Source organism: Paenibacillus sp. cl123 (assembly GCF_900101595.1).
In the GTDB taxonomy this organism is placed as follows: Bacteria; Bacillota; Bacilli; order Paenibacillales; family NBRC-103111; genus Paenibacillus_G.
Map to the genome: position 1 here is coordinate 156,335 of NZ_FMYY01000014.1, position 19,291 is coordinate 175,625.

Here is a 19,291-nt window from a genome sequence, read left to right on the forward strand (position 1 = left end):
TTCCCTAGCATGCGTCTATCATTTTTTCGTATGGCGGCAAGGCAGAACTATAAACAAATCTTCTCTCGGCTTCTTCTTCCCCGTCAATTCTGGACAGGTTGGTACTATCGGCACAAGAAGTACAGCTCAAGACGTCGGAACTGCTAAAAAAAATCATCAGAGAGCTGTGGGTGCACTCCCCAATGATCGGAATCCGACTCTATTCTATTCTATCGTTTTGGAATTCGAATTACAATCTCATAGTGATCATCGCGATCATTTTCTTCTGTATTAATCGGCAAACCGGATGATGTCACCATATCAACCGATTGCCGAATCGTATTGAGAGCGAGCCGGACATCCTTGGAGAAGGAAACACGCTTGGCTTTACTCGTCTTTATTTTCTCGGCTTCTTTTAAGAAAGCGATTCTGGTTTCCGTTTGCTTCACATTCAGCTCCTTTGCGATAATCTCTTCAAGCAGCTTAACCTGCTGCTCTTCATTATCCAGCGAGAGAAGCGCCCGTGCATGGCGTTCCGTTACTTTTCGTTCCATGAGGGCATTTTTAACAGGCTCGCTCAACTGCAGCAGGCGAATTTTATTGGCGATCGTCGATTGGCTTTTGCCCAATCGTTGAGCGAGGCTTTCTTGAGTCAAACTATGCAGATCGATGAGCTGCTGATAGGCGATCGCTTCTTCAATAGCGGTAAGTCCTTCCCGCTGAAGATTTTCAATCAGTGCGATAGAAGCAGCCTGCGCATCATTAAACTCCCTTATGATCGCCGGAACCGTTTCGAGACCTAATTTTTTTACCGCCCGCCAGCGACGCTCCCCTGCGATCAGCTCGAACTTCTGATTACGCACCCTTACTACGATCGGCTGGATGACACCATGCGTTTTAATCGTTTGGCATAACTCTTCAATCCGGTCATCGTCAAAAATCGTACGAGGCTGATAAGGGCTCGCTACGATATCTTGAACAGGAATATTTTTCACTTCATCCGCAGAAGCTTTTTCATTGAAGCCAAATAATCTGGAAATCTGTTCCTTCATAACGATAACCACCCGATCTTTTTCATCATGATAGAACAAGCTATCTTTCTGTCTTTTCACACGGTGACGCTGCAACCCGATCTGCGCTCAGTTAGCTTGTTCCCTTTCCTCCTGGCCGCTAAGGCTGCATATAGTTTCGAGTAACTACATGCCAGAAAGTCTCGTGTATGTAAGTAAGTAATTGTAAATTCCTTCGCGCTTTCCGTTGCTAACTTATTCTCCAGGGAACCGCCATTTTCCTGCTTAGGCACCTGCAGAACTTTATTGTATGATTCTCCAAAAGAATAATAGAGCATTTAAAATAAAGGTCGGCATATAAAGAGGGACAGGGCAGCAGACAAAGCAAGGCTGATTGCCTTCCTCTTTCCCGTCTCTGTTCCCTGCCTTTAACTTGTATAATGTTCCACGTGAAACACGGTGTTCTTGAATTACTTTCTGTAATCACAGTAAAGGAGATTTTATCGGTGTTCCTGCTTTCCGCGGATATTTCCGGGGTGTCGGTGCTTTTTTTCGAATTTGGATCAGCTGTCTGGTCGATTCTTCAACAGGGAGCTGAAAGTGATGAGTGTTCATCCATTCTCCCTGCAGCTCCTTAAGACTGAAGCTCGCTTCAGCCAGCTCTCCCTGCACATCCTGGCCTTTCATAGCGATAAATTGACCGCCCGGTTTGACAAATGGCAGGCATAATTCATCGAGCGCAGCCAGTCTTGCGACAGCTCGGGCCGTAACAAGATCGTATTTATCCCGATGCTGAGGCAGACGCGCAATATCTTCAGCACGGCCATGCACGCATTGCACATTTTCCAATTCAAGCTCGGCAACGAGATGCTGCAAAAACTGAATACGCTTATTTAAGGAGTCGACTATAGTGACTTGGAGATGAGGAAAAGCAATCTTTAGCGGAATACTCGGGAAACCCGCTCCGGAGCCAATATCAGCTAAGGTTCGAATTTCGGGAACAGGCGTGAAAAAGGCCAAGGAAAGAGAATCATAGAAATGCTTCACATATACCTGCTCTCTCTCTGTAATCCCGGTCAAATTCATCCTTTCGTTCCAATCGATCAACTCGCGATAATAACTATCATATTGACCGAGCTGGCGCCCGGTCAATTGAATTCCCTTCTCCTGCAATAGACCGGTAAACAGCTGCTGGACTTGATCCATCACTGTGCCCGCGCCGCTAAAACTCGATTATAATGCTCCAGATGCACCAGCAGGATGGAGATATCCGCGGGCGTTACGCCTCCGATACGGGACGCCTGACCGATCGAGATAGGACGGATTTTGGACAGCTTTTGCTTGGCCTCCATCGCGATGCCGTGAATATCGTCGTACACAATGTCGTCAGGAATTTTCTTCTTCTCCATCTTGCGCAGCCGTTCGACTTGAAGCAGCTGCTTTTCGATATAGCCGCTATATTTCACTTGAATTTCAACTTGCTCTTTCATATCCTCGGTCAGTTCGACGGAAGCCGGCGATATTGTCTCCAGATGCGCATAAGTCACCTCAGGACGACGCAGCAGAGACAGCAGATCCACGGAATTGGCGATCTCCGTGCTGCCAAGCGATTGCAGCATGGCTTGCACTTCCTCCGTCGGCTTCACCTTCGTCGTTTTCAGCCGCTCAATTTCCTCCTCCACCCGAGCTACCTTCTCGAGAAACCGCTCATACCGCTGCTCGGTAATCAGCCCAATTTCATGACCGATTTTTGTCAAGCGCATATCGGCATTATCATGGCGAAGCAGCAGACGATATTCGGCGCGGGACGTGAGCAAGCGATATGGCTCGCTTGTGCCCTTCGTAACCAGATCGTCGATCAATACGCCGATATAAGCCTCCGAGCGATCCAGAACAATCGCTTCCTTGCCTTGTACTTTACGCGCCGCATTGATGCCGGCCATGATTCCTTGACCTGCCGCTTCTTCGTAGCCGGATGTGCCGTTTATTTGACCCGCGGTAAATAACCCTGATATCGCCTTCGTCTCCAAGGACGGCAGCAGCTGGGTAGGAACAACCGCATCATACTCGATGGCATAGCCGGTCCGCATCATCTCGACCTTCTCCAGCCCAGGGATGGAACGCAGTATCTGCAGCTGCACATCCTCAGGCATACTGGTCGAAAGCCCTTGAACATAATACTCCTTCGTATTACGGCCTTCCGGCTCCAGGAAGATCTGGTGCTTGGGCTTGTCGCTGAATCGAACGATCTTGTCTTCGATAGAAGGACAATACCGCGGCCCCGTACCTTCGATCGCTCCGGAGAACATCGGCGCCCGATGCAGATTTTCATTAATAATCCGATGCGTATCCTCGGACGTATAAGTCAGCCAGCAAGGCAGCTGGCCAGGTACTTCTTCCGTCGTTTCATAGGAGAAAAACTTGGGCTTGTCATCGCCCGGCTGAATCGTCGTCTTCGAGAAGTCGATCGTATCTTCATGCACGCGCGGCGGAGTTCCCGTCTTGAAGCGGACGAGCTCCAGCCCATGCTTGCGCAGATCCTCCGACAGCTTGACGGCCGGCTGCTGATTGTTAGGGCCGGACTCATACATCAATTCGCCCATGATGATTTTGCCCCGCAGGTACGTACCCGTTGTAAGTACGACAGACTTGCCGTAATACGTTGCTCCGGTTTTCGTCACAACGCCCTTGCAGACGCCATCCTCGACGATAAGGGTTTCCACCATGCCCTGGCGCAGCGTCAGATGCTCCGTCTTCTCAATCGTTTCCTTCATCATATGCTGGTACAGGAATTTATCGGCTTGGGCGCGCAGCGCATGAACGGCCGGTCCTTTTCCGGTGTTCAGCATCCTCATCTGAATATACGTTTTATCGATATTGCGGCCCATCTCGCCTCCGAGCGCATCGATCTCTCGCACGACATGCCCTTTGGCCGGCCCTCCGATGGACGGATTACACGGCATGAAGGCAACCATATCCAAATTAATCGTCAGCAGCAGCGTCTCACAGCCCATACGCGCAGCAGCCAGCGCCGCTTCGCAGCCCGCATGTCCCGCACCGATGACAATAACATCAAACTCACCTGCATTGTAGCTCATCCTGCCTACCTCCTAACATCTATTTGTATATCTAGTGTTTGTTCTAAAAGTCCGGTGAATAAGCATCCGGACGCTGAAGCTTACTTGCCTAAGCAGAACTGGGAGAAAATCTGATCGATCAACGATTCGCTGACCGCATCGCCGATAATCTCGCCCAGATGCTCCCAGCTGTTGCGTATGTCAATCTGAATCATATCGATCGGCACGAAAGCTTCCGCAGCCGAGAACGCTTCTTCCAGAGCAGACCGGGCCGACTTCAACAGATGAATATGTCTGGCGTTGCTCACATAGGTCAGATCGCTCGCTTCCACCTGACCGCTGAAAAACAGGTCCGCGATGGCTTTCTCCAGGTCAGTTATGCCCTGATGCTCCAGCAGCGACATCCGGACCACATGCCCCTCTCCAAATACGTCCACAAGCTCGTCGATCTCCAGCTGCTGGGGCAGATCGGACTTATTGACGATTGCGATCACCTGCCGGCCTGCCAGCTCCTTCACCATCTCGCGTTCTTCGGCCAGCAGCGGTTCCGCTCCGCTGAATACGAGCAGGATCAGGTCCGCTTCGGACAAAGCCTGCCTTGATTTCTCCACGCCGATCTTCTCCACCACATCGCTCGTTTCCCGAATGCCGGCCGTATCGAGCAGCTTCAGAGGAATGCCGTTCACATGCACATACTCCTCTACGACATCGCGCGTGGTGCCTGCAATATCGGTCACGATGGCGCGGTCCTCCTGGGCCAGCGTGTTCATCAACGATGACTTGCCGACATTGGGTCGGCCGATAATCGCCGTCACCAATCCCTCACGCAAGATTTTACCCTGCTCAGCCGTCGCCAGTAAACGCTCGATATCTTCCAGCGCTGCCCGGCACTTCTCCTTGATATAAGAGTTGGTCAGCTCTTCCACGTCATGCTCGGGATAATCGATGTTCACTTCGATATGAGCCATCAGCTCCACAAGCCGGTGGCGCAGCTCCGATATCCGCTTCGACAAGCTGCCCTCGGACTGCTTGAGCGCAATCCGGAACGCCCGGTCCGACTTCGCCCGGATCAGGTCGATGACTGCTTCCGCTTGCGACAGGTCGATACGTCCGTTCAGATAAGCGCGCTTCGTAAACTCCCCCGGCTCAGCCAGTCTTGCCCCGCTTTCGAGCAGCAGATCAAGCACCTTGCGCACAGAGACGAATCCCCCGTGACAGCTGATCTCCACTACATCTTCCTTGGTAAAGGAACGCGGAGCGCGCATGACGGTAACCAGTACTTCCTCCGTCCGCACGCCCGTTTTCGGCTCCCGAATATAGCCGTAATGCACCGTATGGGTAGGCACATCCTCCAGCTTCGCTTTCCCGCTGAACAGACGGTCGCTGACCGCGACCGCCTGCTCCCCGCTTACGCGTATGACCGCGATGCCTCCCTCGCCGGAAGGCGTCGCGATCGCCGCGATGGTGTCCTGCATCATGTGTATTCGCACCTCATTTATCATAACTAAAGAAAAAGCAATGAAGTCATTGCGAAACATGACGTCATTGCAGCATCAGATCAACTTAGATCAACGTAATACGATAACGACGCGGCGATTCGGTTCGTCGCCGCGGCTGAACGTTTTTACCTTGGGGTGTTGTTGCAGCTGGGAATGAATCACCTTGCGCTCCTGGGGAGACATCGGCTCCAGCACCACCTCTTTTTTCGTGCGGATGGCGCGCTCGGCGAGCCGATCGGCCAGCTCCTCCAGCGTTTTCCGCCGCCGCTCCCGGAAATGCTCGGCATCGAGAACAACACGCAGATGATGATCGGAGTACCGGTTGGCTACGATGCCTACCAGATATTGCAGCGCGTCGAGCGTCTGCCCTCTGCGCCCGATCAGCATCCCCAGCTCCTCGCCGTGCATATGCAGCTCAAGGCCTTCCTTGTTCTGCTTTTGTTCGATCCGCACGTCAAGCTCCATCGTACGCAGAATGTCCTGCAGGAACTTGACGGCTTCTTCCATGGCATCGGGCAGCAGCTCCAGCTCAACCTTGGCGCTCCGCGCGCCGATGAGGCCGAACAACCCTTTGGAGGGCTGCTCCAAGACTTGAACGTTAACCCGGTTTTCGGTTGTGCCGAGCTGCAACAATCCGCTGCGGACAGCGTCTTCGATCGTTTTGCCCGTTACCACGATTTTTCTCATCTCATCGGCCACCCTTATTTTTTAGATCCGCCGGATTTCTTAGACTTGGCTTCGACAACCTCCACGCCCTTGGCAGCCGCCGGTTTTCCGTAGATAAAATAAGTTTGCACAACGGTGAACAAGTTGCTGTATACCCAGTACAGCGGCAGCGCTGAGGCGAAGTTCATTGCCATCACGAAGATCAGCACCGGAAAAATAAACATCAGGCTTTGCATCTGCGGGTTCATCTGCGAGGACATCATCTTCTGCTGCAGGAACGTGGTCAGCGCCGCGAGCAGCGGAAGAATATAATAAGGGTCCTTCTGCCCAAGCTCCAGCCACAGGAAGGAATGGGTGCCGATATCCGGATTCCGCATAATGGCGTTATACAAGGCGATCAGGATCGGCATCTGGACCAGAATCGGGAAGCAGCCGGCGAGCGGGTTGACGCCTTCCTTCTGAAACAGCTTCATCGTTTCTTCCTGAACCTTCTTCGGGTCATCCTTATATTTAGCCTGAAGCTTCTTGATTTCGGGCTGTACTTCCTGCATTCGTTTGGAGCTCTTGTACTGCTTAAGCGTCAGCGGCAAAATGATCATGCGGATAATGATCGTCACGACGAGAATCGAAAGCCCGTACGATCCGCCCATCAGGTTGGCGAACCAGTCGAGCGTATCCGATAGAGGACCTACAAAATACTTGTCCCAAAAACTGTTCTCGCGATCTAATTTTGCCGTAGCCGGATTGCTACATCCCGCCAGCAGCAGCAATGCCGTCAGAGGCAAATATTTGTATAGTCGACGCGTCAAAAGGGCATCCTCCCAGCTTCATCTTTTCCAATAATAAACTATATCACATTCGTTCCCACAAAGAAACTAATCCACAGGTTTCGTTTGCTCCCTCGGACGCAGCAGATTCGCCCGCTTCAGCACGTGAAATACACTCTTCTCCATCTCGTGATACGACATCTCGGTCACCGGCTTGCGCGCGATCAGAATCAGGTCGTATCCTCCCGGCAGCCGGTCGGCGTTCAGCCGGACGATCTCCTTCAAGACGCGGCGAATCCGGTTGCGGACGACGGCATTGCCGAGCTTCTTGCTCACCGATACGCCGAAGCGGAACGACTCCTGCCGCGGCTGTGTTTTATAATAAAGGACGAACTGGTGATTGGCCGACGATTTGCCGTGCCTGTACACCTTATCGAAGTATTCTCTTTTAGTCAGCCGATTTTTCTTCTCCACCTCTAGGTTCTCTCCCATACATGTCATTCGGGTGCATGATCGAAGATGTTCGGAATCTTCCGCTTCCCGCCCCCGGCTTCGGGAGAGGTCCCGTCAGGCAAATTCCAGGGCTCTCCGCTCCCTGTTTGGCTGCTTCTTGCATATGAAAAACAAAAAAGACCACTGGGCAGTGGTCTTTCGTCTTAGGCGCTCAGTACTTTTCTTCCTTTAAGGCGACGAGCAGCAAGCACCTTGCGGCCATTCTTCGTGCTCATTCTTTTACGGAAGCCGTGAACTTTCTTGCGCTTTCTTACATTCGGCTTAAATGTCGGTCTCATTTCGAGCGTGCACCTCCTCTAGGACAGGATTTATTCCAATCCCGAAAATACCTTACAACATTAAACCATTTTACGCCCCAAAAGTCAACATCCATCATAAGGCATTTGTCAAGGCCGATAACCGCCCGCTGTACCATGAATATCTGTTTTTCTGAAAATCACGACTTCCCCTCCCGGCCCCTCTGCCCAGGGCTCAAAAAAGCTCGGTTTGAGTTATACACAGCGCCTTCCAATATCCGCCTCAACCCCCCTGTGCATAAAAAAAAGCGGATTTCCACCGATTTTGTCGAAATGTAAACAGATTATAAACAATATCTTGTGCTGTTGATAACTTTTATACACAAGGTCTTGGGTATGTGGATAAATCGGAACCTTCCATTGCGGAGCCTGGTCTTTTTTGATATCATGAATATGTTTTCCGTTGTGGATACTCATAGCCTGTCTGAAAGTTATCAACAGCCTGTGGATAGGATTGTGAACAATTTACAAGGCTCTGTATAAGAGGTTTGTCGGTTATCTGCACAATGTGGATGAATTCCGACACCTTTCATTTTTTTTCTACAGCCGCGCTCAGAAGCGCTGCACCGGTATCCAGCTGAAGGAGTGAATAATTTGTGGAAAGCCATCCTAATGAACAATGGCAGCAAGTCCTTTCCATTCTGCAGAAAAGGGTGAGCAAACCCAGCTACGAAACGTGGCTGATCTCCACAAGGGCTGTCGCATTCAACGAATCGGCCGTCGTCATCTGTACCCCCAATAATTTCGCGCGCGACTGGCTTGAGAACCGGTATACGAAGCATATCAAGGAAGCCGTCTACGACTATACCGGCAAACAGGTCGAGCTGAAGTTCATCATTGAATCCGACGACGAGAACCTTTCGTTCGGTGCGCCCCCCGCCCCTGCCATTCCTCCAGCGAAAGCCAGGTCTGCGGCCGAAGAAACCTTTGCTCATATGATGAACGCGAAGTACACATTCGATACATTCGTCATCGGATCCGGGAACAGATTTGCTCATGCCGCCTCGCTCGCAGTCGCCGAAGCGCCTGCGAAGGCTTATAATCCGCTGTTTTTATACGGAGGCGTGGGACTTGGGAAAACTCACCTCATGCATGCGATCGGACATTACGTGCTGGAGCACAATCCGAGCGCCCGCGTGATGTACATCTCGTCCGAGAAATTCACCAACGAATTCATCAATGCCGTGCGGGACAACCGCGGCGAAGATTTCCGCAACAAGTACAGAACGATCGATGTGCTGTTAATTGATGATATTCAGTTCCTGGCCGGAAAAGAAGGCACGCAGGAAGAATTTTTCCATACGTTTAATGCGCTCCATGAGGAACGCAAGCAGATCATCATCTCCAGCGACCGCCCGCCCAAAGAAATTCCGACGCTCGAGGAACGGCTGCGTTCCCGCTTCGAATGGGGCTTGATCACGGACATTCAGCCGCCTGACCTGGAGACGCGAATCGCCATCCTGCGGAAGAAAGCGAAAGCCGAAAATCTCGATATCCCCAACGAAGCCATGGTATATATAGCCAATCAGATCGATACGAACATCCGTGAGCTGGAAGGCGCCCTGATCCGCGTGGTCGCTTATTCGTCCTTGATCAATAAGGACATCACTTCGCATCTGGCCGCGGAAGCGCTGAAGGATATCATCCCGAGCAGCCGGCCAAGAGTCATTACGATCCAGGATATTCAGCAGAAGGTCGGGGAGTTCTACGGACTTAAGATTGAGGATTTCAAAGCGCGGAAGCGGACCAAGATGGTCGCCTTTCCACGGCAGATTGCGATGTATATGGCGCGCGAGATGACGGATTTCTCCTTGCCGAAGATCGGAGAAGCTTTCGGGGGACGCGATCATACGACCGTTATTCATGCGCATGAGAAAATCTCGGAAGCTATCAAGGCCGATCAGGAATTATACAAGATTATTCAAAACATAACGGAAAAAGTGAAAAACGTGACGATGTAGGCCTCCCGCCAGCCGGCTCTTCGGCCATCGATTCACGACTGAATAAACCAAAGCCTATGCACAAACTATTCACATGTGGATAGGCTTTGGTTTTGCGTTGTTCATGCACATATCCACATATTAGACGCCCCTACTACTTCAACTAAATAAAAAAAACATGTAATATAGATGCATATGACCATCTGGCCCACTTTAGAACCTGTAGGAGTGACATTATGAAATTAACGGTCCTTAAAGATTTCCTGAACGAATCCATTCAGCACGTGTATAAAGCCATTTCGAGCAAAACGACCATTCCCATTCTCACAGGCATCAAGATAGATGCAGATTCGTCCGGCATGACGCTGACGGCCAGCGATACCGACATTTCGATCCAAAGCTTTATCCCTATCGAAAAGGGCGAGCTTCAGGTTATCGAGATGAAGCAGTCGGGCAGCGTCGTTCTCCCTTCCAAATTTTTCGTGGAAATTATTCGCAAGCTGCCGGCGCAGCATATCGAGATCGAAGTGAAGGAGCATTTCCAAACGATCATCCGCTCCGGTTCCTCCGAGATCCAGCTGATGGGACTTGATCCTGAAGAATATCCGATCATGCCGGGCATCGAGGAAAGCAAGCGGATCCAAATTCCGAGCGACGTTCTGAAAACGATGATCAAGCAGACGTCCTTCGCCGTATCGACCAATGAAGCGACGCCTATATTGACCGGCGTTCTCTGGACGATTGCAGGAGGCAAGCTCAAATTCATCGCTTGCGACCGGCACCGGCTTGCCACAAGAGAAACAGCGATTGATACCGAGGAAGGGTTCACCTTGTCCAATGTATCGATTGCCGGGAAAACGCTCAATGAGCTGTCCAAAATTTTGCCTGATCAAAACACGCTGATCGATGTCGTATTCGCCGACAATCAGGTGCTCTTCAAGATGAGCTCCATCCTGTTTTATACCCGCATCCTGGAGGGCACTTATCCGGATACTTCCAAGCTGATTCCGCAGTCCTATCAGACGGAGCTTGTCGTTTCGAACGATAATCTGGTCGATGCAATCGACCGGGCGTATCTGCTGTCGCGAGAAGACAAGAGCAATATCGTCAAGCTTGTGATGCGCGAGGATCAGACCATTGAAATTTCATCCAGCTCCTCCGAGCTCGGCAAAGTAACGGAAGAGCTGAGCGCCGCGAGCTTGACCGGGGAGCTGCTGCGCATTTCCTTCAACTCCAAATATATGCTGGATGCGCTGAAAGTAATGGACAGCGAGCAGATTCATATCGGATTTACCGGTGCCATGCAGCCGATCATTATCCGGCCGGACGAGAATGCGAGCCTGCTGCAGCTTATTTTGCCTTACCGTACGACCACCTAAGATGACGCCGCGGAATGCGGAAGCCAGCCCAGGAAGGAAGGCGATCACTTTGAAGCCGGTAACGATTCATACAGACTATATTACGCTCGGGCAGTTTTTGAAGCTGTCCGACTGCATATCCACAGGTGGACAAGCCAAGCATTTTCTGCAGGAAACGAAAATTGCTGTGAATGGAGAAGCGGAAAACCGCCGCGGACGGAAGCTGGTGGCCGGGGACCGCGTTGTCGTAGACGGCTGCGGCGAGTTTCAGGTTGTGCAGGAGTAGGTGGGAGGAAGACGTTCGTGTTATTGAAAAAGCTGTCTGTCCAAAACTACCGCAACTATGAGCACATCGAATTTGAGACCGACCAGATGGTCAACATCATCGTCGGTCCCAACGCCCAGGGGAAAACGAACTTGCTGGAAGCGATCTATGTGCTGGCGCTGACCAAGTCTCACCGGACCAACCAGGACAAAGAGCTGATCCGCTGGACGGAAAAAACGGCGCTGCTTCACGGCGAGATCGAGAAGCGGTACGGCTCGCTGCAGTTGGACCTGTCGATCTCTACCCAAGGCAAGAGGGCCAAGGTCAACGGTTTGGAGCAGCGCAAGCTGAGCAATTTTATCGGCTCGCTCAATGTGGTCATGTTCGCTCCGGAGGACCTGGAGATTGTGAAGGGCTCGCCGGGCGTGCGCCGCCGGTTTCTCGATATGGAGATCGGGCAGGTGCACCCGGGCTATTTGTATGATCTGTCGCAGTACAACAAAATTCTCGTGCAGCGCAATAATTATCTCAAACAAATGTTCGGATCCGCAGGCAAAACACCGCTGCTGGACGTATGGAATGAACAGTTGGCGCAATTTGGTACTAAAATTATTAAAAAACGTCAAAGCTTTATAAAAAAGCTGCAAAGCTGGGCAGAAAAGATTCATACCGGCATTACAAACGGCCAGGAAACGCTTCAAATTGCTTACGACAGCGCTCTATCTTCCTTCACGGACCAAGAAGACGCTGTTTTATTTGACCAATTTATGATAAAGTTATCACAGGCAAAAGAACAGGAATTGCGACGAGGCATTACGTTGGTCGGCCCGCACCGCGACGATTTGCGCTTTTATATCAACGGCAGGGAGGCGCAGACGTTCGGCTCCCAAGGTCAGCAACGCACGACCGCGTTGTCTTTGAAGCTGGCTGAGATAGAGCTTATCGGCGAGGAAGTCGGCGAATACCCCCTCCTGCTTCTCGATGACGTTTTGTCCGAGCTGGATCAGTTTCGCCAGACGCAACTGATTGAGACTTTCCAGCGCAAGGTGCAGACGTTCATAACCACGACCGGAATTGAAAGTATAGATTTGTCAAAATTGGAAAGTGCTTCCGTAATTCATGTGCGGGACGGAAGCTTCATATAGATCGATTTGCCGATTAAGGAGGGGCTTCCTCAATGTTTATCCATCTAGGCGGGGAGAAAATCATCCGTGCTTCGGAGCTAATCGCCATCTTTGACTTGTCCATTGAGAAATCTTCGAAAATATCCAAGCAATTCGTTACCTATGCAAGCAAGGAGAAGCGGGTGGAGATTATCGGCGAGGAAGAAAGCAAATCGCTTGTCGTCACCCAATCGAAGGTGTACTATTCCCCGATCTCATCCATGACTTTGAAGAAACGCGCTCATCAGCTTCTGACCACTTGACTTGCCGCTCCGAGCTGCCCCATTCAAGGCCGCTCCATTGTTGAACAACACCTCGGCAAACGGGGTTAACGCATTTTTTATCATGGAAAAGTGGGTGTCTGCATGTCTGTAAATCCGGGTACAACCTATGATGAAAGTCAGATACAGGTGCTTGAGGGTCTTGAGGCGGTACGCAAAAGACCCGGGATGTATATCGGTTCCACAAGCGCACGAGGACTTCACCACTTAGTCTGGGAAGTCGTTGACAATAGTATTGACGAAGCTCTGGCCGGCTACTGTTCCCGAATCGAAGTGACCGTTCATAAGGACAACAGCATCACTGTCGTCGACAACGGACGGGGAATTCCGGTCGGCGAGAATACGAAGCTGAAGAAATCGACCGTCGAAGTCGTGCTGACCGTTCTTCATGCGGGCGGCAAGTTCGGGGGAGAAGGCTACAAAGTTTCCGGAGGTCTGCATGGTGTAGGCGTATCCGTTGTAAATGCCCTCTCCAAGAAGCTGATCGTGACGGTTAAGCTGAAGGGCAAAGTGTATCAGCAGGAATATCGCTGCGGGGTTCCTCAGTATGAGCTGAAGGAGATCGGAGAAACGAATGATACCGGTACGACGGTGACCTTCTGGCCGGATGAGACCGTATTTACCGAAACGACGGAATTTGATTATGACACGCTGCAATCGCGGATTCGCGAGCTGGCGTTCCTCAATCGCGGCATCGAGATCGTGCTGACCGATGAGCGGACCGATGAGAGCCAAACCTTCCTCTACGAGGGAGGGATTATTTCGTTCGTCGAGTATTTGAACCGCACTCGCGAAGCGCTCCACCAGCCTCCGATCTTTGTCGAGGGAACCAAGGATAATATTCAGGTAGAGGTTGCCTTGCAATACAACGACAGCTACTCGGAGAACATCTATTCGTTCGCTAACAATATCAATACCCATGAAGGCGGAACCCACGAATCCGGCTTCAAAAGCGCGTTGACACGGATTTTGAACGAATATGCGCGCAAGTACAACACGATCAAGGAAAGCGATGCGAACCTGTCCGGGGATGACGTGCGCGAAGGCTTGACTGCGATCATTTCCGTCAAAATTCCTGAGCCGCAGTTCGAGGGGCAAACCAAAACCAAGCTGGGCAACAGCGAAGTTCGCGGTATCGTGGAGTCGCTGTTTGCGGAGAAGCTGCAGGAGTTTCTGGAAGAGAACCCGGCTATCGCCAAGAAGATTGTGGAGAAAGGCGTCCAAGCGCAGAGAGCCCGCGAAGCGGCGCGCAAAGCGCGTGAGCTGACCCGCCGCAAAAGCGTGCTTGAGGTTAGCTCCTTGCCCGGCAAGCTGGCAGACTGCTCCTCCAAGGATGCCTCCATCAGCGAGGTTTATATCGTGGAAGGGGATTCCGCGGGCGGATCTGCCAAGCAGGGCCGGGACCGTCACTTCCAGGCGATTCTTCCTCTGCGCGGGAAAATTTTGAACGTCGAAAAGTCGCGTCTGGACAAAATTTTATCCAATGCGGAAATTCGCGCTATCATAACCGCGTTAGGGACTGGCATCGGCGATGATTTCGATCTGGCCAAGGCCCGTTATCACAAAATCATCATCATGACCGACGCCGATGTCGACGGAGCGCATATTCGGACGCTGCTCCTCACCTTCTTCTACCGGTACATGCGCAAAATCATTGAAGCCGGTTATGTATATATCGCGCAGCCGCCGCTTTACAAGCTGGAGCGGAACAAAACGGTCCGTTACGCCTATAACGACCGGCAGCGTGAGATCATCATGGCGGAATTCGGCGAGGGAGCCAAGGTCAATGTGCAGCGGTACAAAGGTCTCGGGGAGATGAATCCCGGCCAGCTGTGGGAGACGACGATGGACCCGGAAAGCCGTGCGATGCTCCAGGTCAGCATCCAGGATGCGATCGAAGCCGATATTATGTTCGATACGCTGATGGGCGACAATGTCGAGCCGCGGCGCGAATTTATCCAGCAGCATGCCAAGTACGTGAAAAATCTCGACATCTAGCAGTCAGCCTAAAGCTTGCCCACCTGGTGGAGCAGGATGCTTATCATCATACATCTGTCATGGCCGTGCCGATGCGGTCCGCATAGTTATGGTCGCCCGGGCTCTTCCGCCCGGGCGGCTCCTCTGTTCGGATACGTCGTTCACGATTTGCCTTGGCTGCAGCTCTCGCAGCGGAATCCTTATCCACTCATACGAAGCGGCTTGCTCCGTAAATTTGTAGGAGGTACACATGTCGGAAGAATCCCGTTCGCAGATTAAAGAAATCGATATCGGCTCTGAGATGCGCACGTCCTTTATGGACTACGCCATGAGCATTATCGTCAGCCGTGCGCTGCCCGACGTCCGGGACGGATTGAAGCCGGTGCATCGCCGTATTTTGTTCGCAATGTCCGAACTGGGCATGGCCCCGGACAAGCCGTACAAGAAATCGGCGAGAATCGTCGGCGAAGTTATCGGTAAGTATCACCCGCATGGCGACAGCGCCGTCTATGAGACGATGGTTCGGATGGCGCAAGACTTCTCCTTGCGTTATATGCTTGTTGACGGACACGGCAACTTCGGGTCGATCGACGGCGATATGGCAGCCGCCATGCGTTATACGGAAGCCCGTCTGTCCAAGATCGCCATGGAGCTGCTTCGCGATATTAACAAGGAAACGATCGACTTCGCTCCCAACTATGACGGCGAGGAGCAAGAGCCGGTCGTCCTGCCGTCCCGTTTCCCTAACCTGCTCGTGAACGGATCGTCCGGGATCGCAGTCGGGATGGCGACGAATATTCCGCCGCATAATTTGACCGAGGTCATCAACGGCGTACAGCAGCTCATTGAAAATCCGGATGTCACTTCTCTGGATCTGATGCAATCGATCAAGGGACCGGACTTCCCGACCGCCGGCTACATCATGGGTCGCGAAGGCATACGTCAAGCTTATACGACCGGTCGCGGCTCCGTCACGATGCGAGCCAAGGCGGACATTGAGGAGAATGGCAACAAAGCGCGGATTATCGTGCAAGAGCTGCCGTACCAAGTGAACAAAGCCCGCTTGATCGAAAAGATTGCCGAGCTTGTCCGCGAGAAGAAAATCGACGGCATTACCGACCTGCGCGATGAATCCGACCGCAACGGGATGCGGATTGTCATCGAGCTTCGGCGCGATGTCAATCCGAACGTCGTCTTGAATAATCTGTTCAAGCATACGGCTATGCAGTCCAACTTCGGCATCATTATGCTGGCCCTCGTCAATGGAGAGCCGAAGGTGCTCAACCTGCGGGACATGCTGTTCCATTACCTGGAGCATCAGAAGGTTGTCATCCGCCGCAGAACGGAATATGACCTGCGCAAGGCGGAAGCCCGCGCCCATATTCTCGAAGGCTTGCGTATCGCGCTTGATCATCTGGATGAAGTCATTGCGTTGATTCGCGGCTCCAGGACGACAGAGCAGGCCCGTGAAGGCTTGATCGAACGCTTTGGACTCAGTCATGACCAGGCGCAGGCAATCCTTGAGATGCGGCTGCAGCGCCTGACCGGACTGGAACGCGAGAAAATCGAAGAGGAGTATGCCGAGCTGATGAATCGTATCGCCGAGTACAAAGCGATTCTGGCCGACGAGCAGTTGGTGCTCGAGATCATCAGCAACGAGCTGAACGAAATCAAAGAAAAATTCGGCGATGACCGCCGCTCCGAAATCACGATGGGCGGCGACATTGAGGATGAGGATCTTATCCCTCAGACCGATGTGGTCATCACGATCACCCATACGGGCTATATCAAGCGTCTGCCGGTTACGACTTACCGCAGCCAGCGCCGCGGAGGCAAAGGCGTGATCGGGATGGATACGAAGGATAATGATTTTGTCGAGCATTTATTCGTAACCAACTCGCATCATTACCTGATGTTCTTTACGGACAAAGGCAAGGTATACCGGCTGAAGGCTTACGAGATTCCGGATCTGAGCCGGACCGCACGTGGGACGCCGATCATCAACCTGATCCAGATCGAGCAGGGCGAGACGATCAATGCGGTCATTCCGGTGGAGAGCTTCGATTCGGACAAATATCTGTTCTTCGCGACGAAGAACGGGATTGTGAAGAAGACACCGCTTGACGATTACGGGAATATCCGGAAGGTCGGTCTGATCGCCATCAATCTACGCGAAGACGATGATTTGATCGGCGTTCGCCTGACGGATGGCAACCAATCGATCATCATGGGGACGAAGGAAGGCATGTCGATCCATTTCCCGGAAGAAGATGTACGGGCAATGGGCCGGTCGGCTACAGGCGTCAAAGGCATTCAGCTCGACGAGGGCGATGCCGTGATCGATATGGATGTGGCGCGGGAGAGCGACAGCGTGCTCATCGTGACGTCCAAGGGCTACGGCAAGCGTACCCCGATGGAGGAGTATCGTATTCAGTCGCGCGGCGGCAAAGGGATCAAAACTTTGAACGTAACGCCTAAGAATGGCCCTGTCGTCGGTCTGAAGGTCGTCCGGGAGGATGAGGATCTGATGATCATTACGGCTCTTGGCACCGTTATCCGGACGAGCATGGCAGGAATCTCCCTGATGGGACGCAACACGCAGGGCGTACGTGTCATTCATATCCGCGAGGAGGATGAGGTCTCGACCTTGGCTCGCGTGGATAAGAGCGATGAGGAGCCGGAGGACGGCGTCTATGAAGAAGGACCGGTCGTATCTGTGGAAGTCACCTTGGAGGAAGGCACAGAGGAATAACAGACGGGACCGGCATAATAATTATTGGTTTGCATGAAGAATGGGGTTACATCCCCATTCTTTTTCGTTTATAATAGGGGCAGAAATGGGTCAAAAGTCCGGGGTTTGGCGCTGATAAGACCCTTCTGGCTATATTCGGCTGAAATGAGGAATCACCTATGGCGACAGTTCCCGTTTCTCAATTGAAACAGGGTGAGCGGATCATCGAGAATGTCATGACCAAGTTTAATAATGTGCTGTTTACCAGAGGTAAAGTGGTGACGGAGCGGGATTTGGAAATTCTTCGGGCGTTTATGATTCCTTCCGTTCAGATTGACTCTAAGAACCTAGATGCCGAAGAGGCGGCTGGAGCTGAGGCCGGCTCGGCGGAATCGGCTGCGGTCTCTCTGCCATTTCATGACTGGTATGAGCGGATGCTGCAGCTGCTTCGGCGTATTTTCAAAACGGCGAACTCAGGCGGACAGAACCTGCCTATTCTGGATATACGAACAACACTAGAAGGACTTATCAAACATATTGATCAGTACGATATTTTGACTTTCAACCCCAAGCAGTTTCAACTTCAAGACTTTGTCTATCACAACAGCATTATGGTGAGCCTCACCTCCTATCATCTGGCCAAATGGGCGGGAATGCCGGTTAAGGATCTGCTGCCGATCGCTTTGGGCGGATTATTTCACGATATCGGCACTGCCAAGATCGACCCGGCCATTCTGTACAAGCCGACCAAGCTGAGCGTTCAAGAGCTCGAAGAGATGAAGCAGCATACCGTGATCGGCTACAATATTTTGAAATCGGTGCCTGCGATCAACGAAGGAGTTAAGCTCTGCGCGCTCCAGCATCACGAACGTGAAGATGGGTCCGGCTATCCGCTGGGAGCGCGTGGAGACAAAATCCATATGTACGCCAAGATCGTGGCGATATCGGATATGTTTCATGCGATGAGGACCGACCGTTTTCATAAAAAGGGCATTTCTCCCTACCTCGTGTTGGAGCAGCTGCAGGATGAAGCTTTCGGTAAAATGGAACCCGTTCTGGTACAGACATTTGTTCAAAAAATCACCTCGTTTCAAAACGGAATGCTCGTGAAGCTGAGCGATAATTCGATCGGGGAAATCGTCTTTTCGGACCGGGCGCACCCGACACGACCATGGGTTAACGTCAACGGAAATATCGTGAACCTGACGACTGCCCGCAGCTTATACATTCAAGATGTCATTCAGAAATAAGAGTTAGTTACTTAAAAAGCTTGACTCTCACATAGGCGCTGTGATATATTAATCTTCGCTGCTTCGGCGGCGGGGATTTTTTTAGGAAGTTTGATTCGATAGCAAAGATAACTTTTTAAAAAAAGCTTGCAATTGAGTGTTGAAATGTGTTATATTTTAAAAGTCGCCGATTGAACGGCTGACCTTAATTGCCCTTTGAAAACTGAACAACGAGTGAGTGTTAAATAGAGAATGAAAATTCTCGCTAGCAGTAAATTTTGAGCAAGTCGAACTACCCTTAATGGAGAGTTTGATCCTGGCTCAGGACGAACGCTGGCGGCGTGCCTAATACATGCAAGTCGAGCGGATCTGTTCCTTCGGGGATAGGTTAGCGGCGGACGGGTGAGTAACACGTAGGCAACCTGCCTGTAAGATCGGGATAACTACCGGAAACGGTAGCTAAGACCGGATAGCTGGTTTCTTCGCATGGAGAGATCATGAAACACGGTGCAAGCTGTGACTTACAGATGGGCCTGCGGC

16 protein-coding genes and 1 rRNA gene are annotated in these 19,291 nt (G+C 51.7%); 9 read left to right on the forward strand and 8 right to left on the reverse strand.

Annotated features, from left to right (window positions below; all coding sequences use genetic code 11):
- Positions 1-209: 209 nt before the first annotated feature.
- The 8 genes from noc to rpmH form a co-directional block, all read right to left on the reverse strand.
- Positions 210-1,031, reverse strand: a complete 822-nt coding sequence (gene noc, locus BLR08_RS20475) for a nucleoid occlusion protein (protein WP_072334341.1) — start codon at positions 1,029-1,031, stop codon at positions 210-212.
- Positions 1,032-1,472: 441 nt separating this feature from the next.
- The gene (gene rsmG / locus BLR08_RS20480; protein WP_072333943.1) at positions 1,473-2,195 is read right to left on the reverse strand and encodes a 16S rRNA (guanine(527)-N(7))-methyltransferase RsmG; all 723 of its coding nucleotides are present in this window, start codon (positions 2,193-2,195) and stop codon (positions 1,473-1,475) included.
- The gene (gene mnmG / locus BLR08_RS20485; protein ID WP_072333939.1) at positions 2,195-4,087 is read right to left on the reverse strand and encodes a tRNA uridine-5-carboxymethylaminomethyl(34) synthesis enzyme MnmG; all 1,893 of its coding nucleotides are present in this window, start codon (positions 4,085-4,087) and stop codon (positions 2,195-2,197) included. The genes rsmG and mnmG overlap by 1 nt, the downstream gene beginning before the upstream one ends.
- A gap of 80 nt (positions 4,088-4,167) precedes the next feature.
- Positions 4,168-5,544, reverse strand: coding sequence for a tRNA uridine-5-carboxymethylaminomethyl(34) synthesis GTPase MnmE (gene mnmE / locus BLR08_RS20490; RefSeq protein ID WP_072333935.1), 1,377 nt, complete (start codon positions 5,542-5,544; stop codon positions 4,168-4,170).
- Between the two features lie 90 nt (positions 5,545-5,634).
- Entirely contained in the window at positions 5,635-6,252 is a 618-nt protein-coding gene (jag, locus tag BLR08_RS20495) for an RNA-binding cell elongation regulator Jag/EloR (protein ID WP_072333931.1), read from the reverse strand.
- Positions 6,253-6,266: 14 nt separating this feature from the next.
- Complete coding sequence (yidC, locus tag BLR08_RS20500; RefSeq protein ID WP_072333928.1) at positions 6,267-7,040, reverse strand: membrane protein insertase YidC; 774 nt, start codon at positions 7,038-7,040, stop codon at positions 6,267-6,269.
- 66 nt (positions 7,041-7,106) lie between these two features.
- A complete protein-coding gene (gene rnpA, locus BLR08_RS20505; RefSeq protein WP_072333924.1) occupies positions 7,107-7,472 on the reverse strand; it encodes a ribonuclease P protein component in 366 nt (121 codons plus the stop codon).
- 182 nt (positions 7,473-7,654) lie between these two features.
- A complete protein-coding gene (gene rpmH / locus BLR08_RS20510) occupies positions 7,655-7,789 on the reverse strand; it encodes a 50S ribosomal protein L34 (protein ID WP_010502230.1) in 135 nt (44 codons plus the stop codon).
- 614 nt (positions 7,790-8,403) lie between these two features.
- Between rpmH and dnaA the strand changes: the two genes are divergently transcribed.
- The 9 genes from dnaA to BLR08_RS20555 all read left to right on the forward strand — a co-directional run.
- On the forward strand, positions 8,404-9,768 hold the full coding sequence (gene dnaA / locus BLR08_RS20515; RefSeq protein WP_072333920.1) for a chromosomal replication initiator protein DnaA: 1,365 nt from the start codon (positions 8,404-8,406) through the stop codon (positions 9,766-9,768).
- A gap of 215 nt (positions 9,769-9,983) precedes the next feature.
- A complete protein-coding gene (gene dnaN, locus BLR08_RS20520) occupies positions 9,984-11,126 on the forward strand; it encodes a DNA polymerase III subunit beta (RefSeq protein ID WP_072333916.1) in 1,143 nt (380 codons plus the stop codon).
- A 49-nt stretch (positions 11,127-11,175) separates the two neighbouring features.
- Entirely contained in the window at positions 11,176-11,391 is a 216-nt protein-coding gene (gene yaaA, locus BLR08_RS20525; protein ID WP_072333913.1) for a S4 domain-containing protein YaaA, read from the forward strand.
- A gap of 17 nt (positions 11,392-11,408) precedes the next feature.
- Positions 11,409-12,515: a DNA replication/repair protein RecF gene (gene recF / locus BLR08_RS20530; RefSeq protein ID WP_072333910.1), complete on the forward strand. Its 1,107-nt coding sequence runs from the start codon at positions 11,409-11,411 to the stop codon at positions 12,513-12,515.
- Between the two features lie 32 nt (positions 12,516-12,547).
- Positions 12,548-12,796: an extracellular matrix regulator RemB gene (remB, locus tag BLR08_RS20535; protein WP_072333907.1), complete on the forward strand. Its 249-nt coding sequence runs from the start codon at positions 12,548-12,550 to the stop codon at positions 12,794-12,796.
- A 102-nt stretch (positions 12,797-12,898) separates the two neighbouring features.
- Positions 12,899-14,812: a DNA topoisomerase (ATP-hydrolyzing) subunit B gene (gene gyrB / locus BLR08_RS20540; protein ID WP_072333903.1), complete on the forward strand. Its 1,914-nt coding sequence runs from the start codon at positions 12,899-12,901 to the stop codon at positions 14,810-14,812.
- Positions 14,813-15,041: 229 nt separating this feature from the next.
- On the forward strand, positions 15,042-17,543 hold the full coding sequence (gyrA, locus tag BLR08_RS20545) for a DNA gyrase subunit A (RefSeq protein ID WP_072333900.1): 2,502 nt from the start codon (positions 15,042-15,044) through the stop codon (positions 17,541-17,543).
- Positions 17,544-17,701: 158 nt separating this feature from the next.
- The gene (locus BLR08_RS20550) at positions 17,702-18,772 is read left to right on the forward strand and encodes an HD-GYP domain-containing protein (RefSeq protein ID WP_072333897.1); all 1,071 of its coding nucleotides are present in this window, start codon (positions 17,702-17,704) and stop codon (positions 18,770-18,772) included.
- 277 nt (positions 18,773-19,049) lie between these two features.
- Positions 19,050-19,291: ribosomal RNA gene (locus tag BLR08_RS20555) — 16S ribosomal RNA — on the forward strand; the annotation flags it as partial.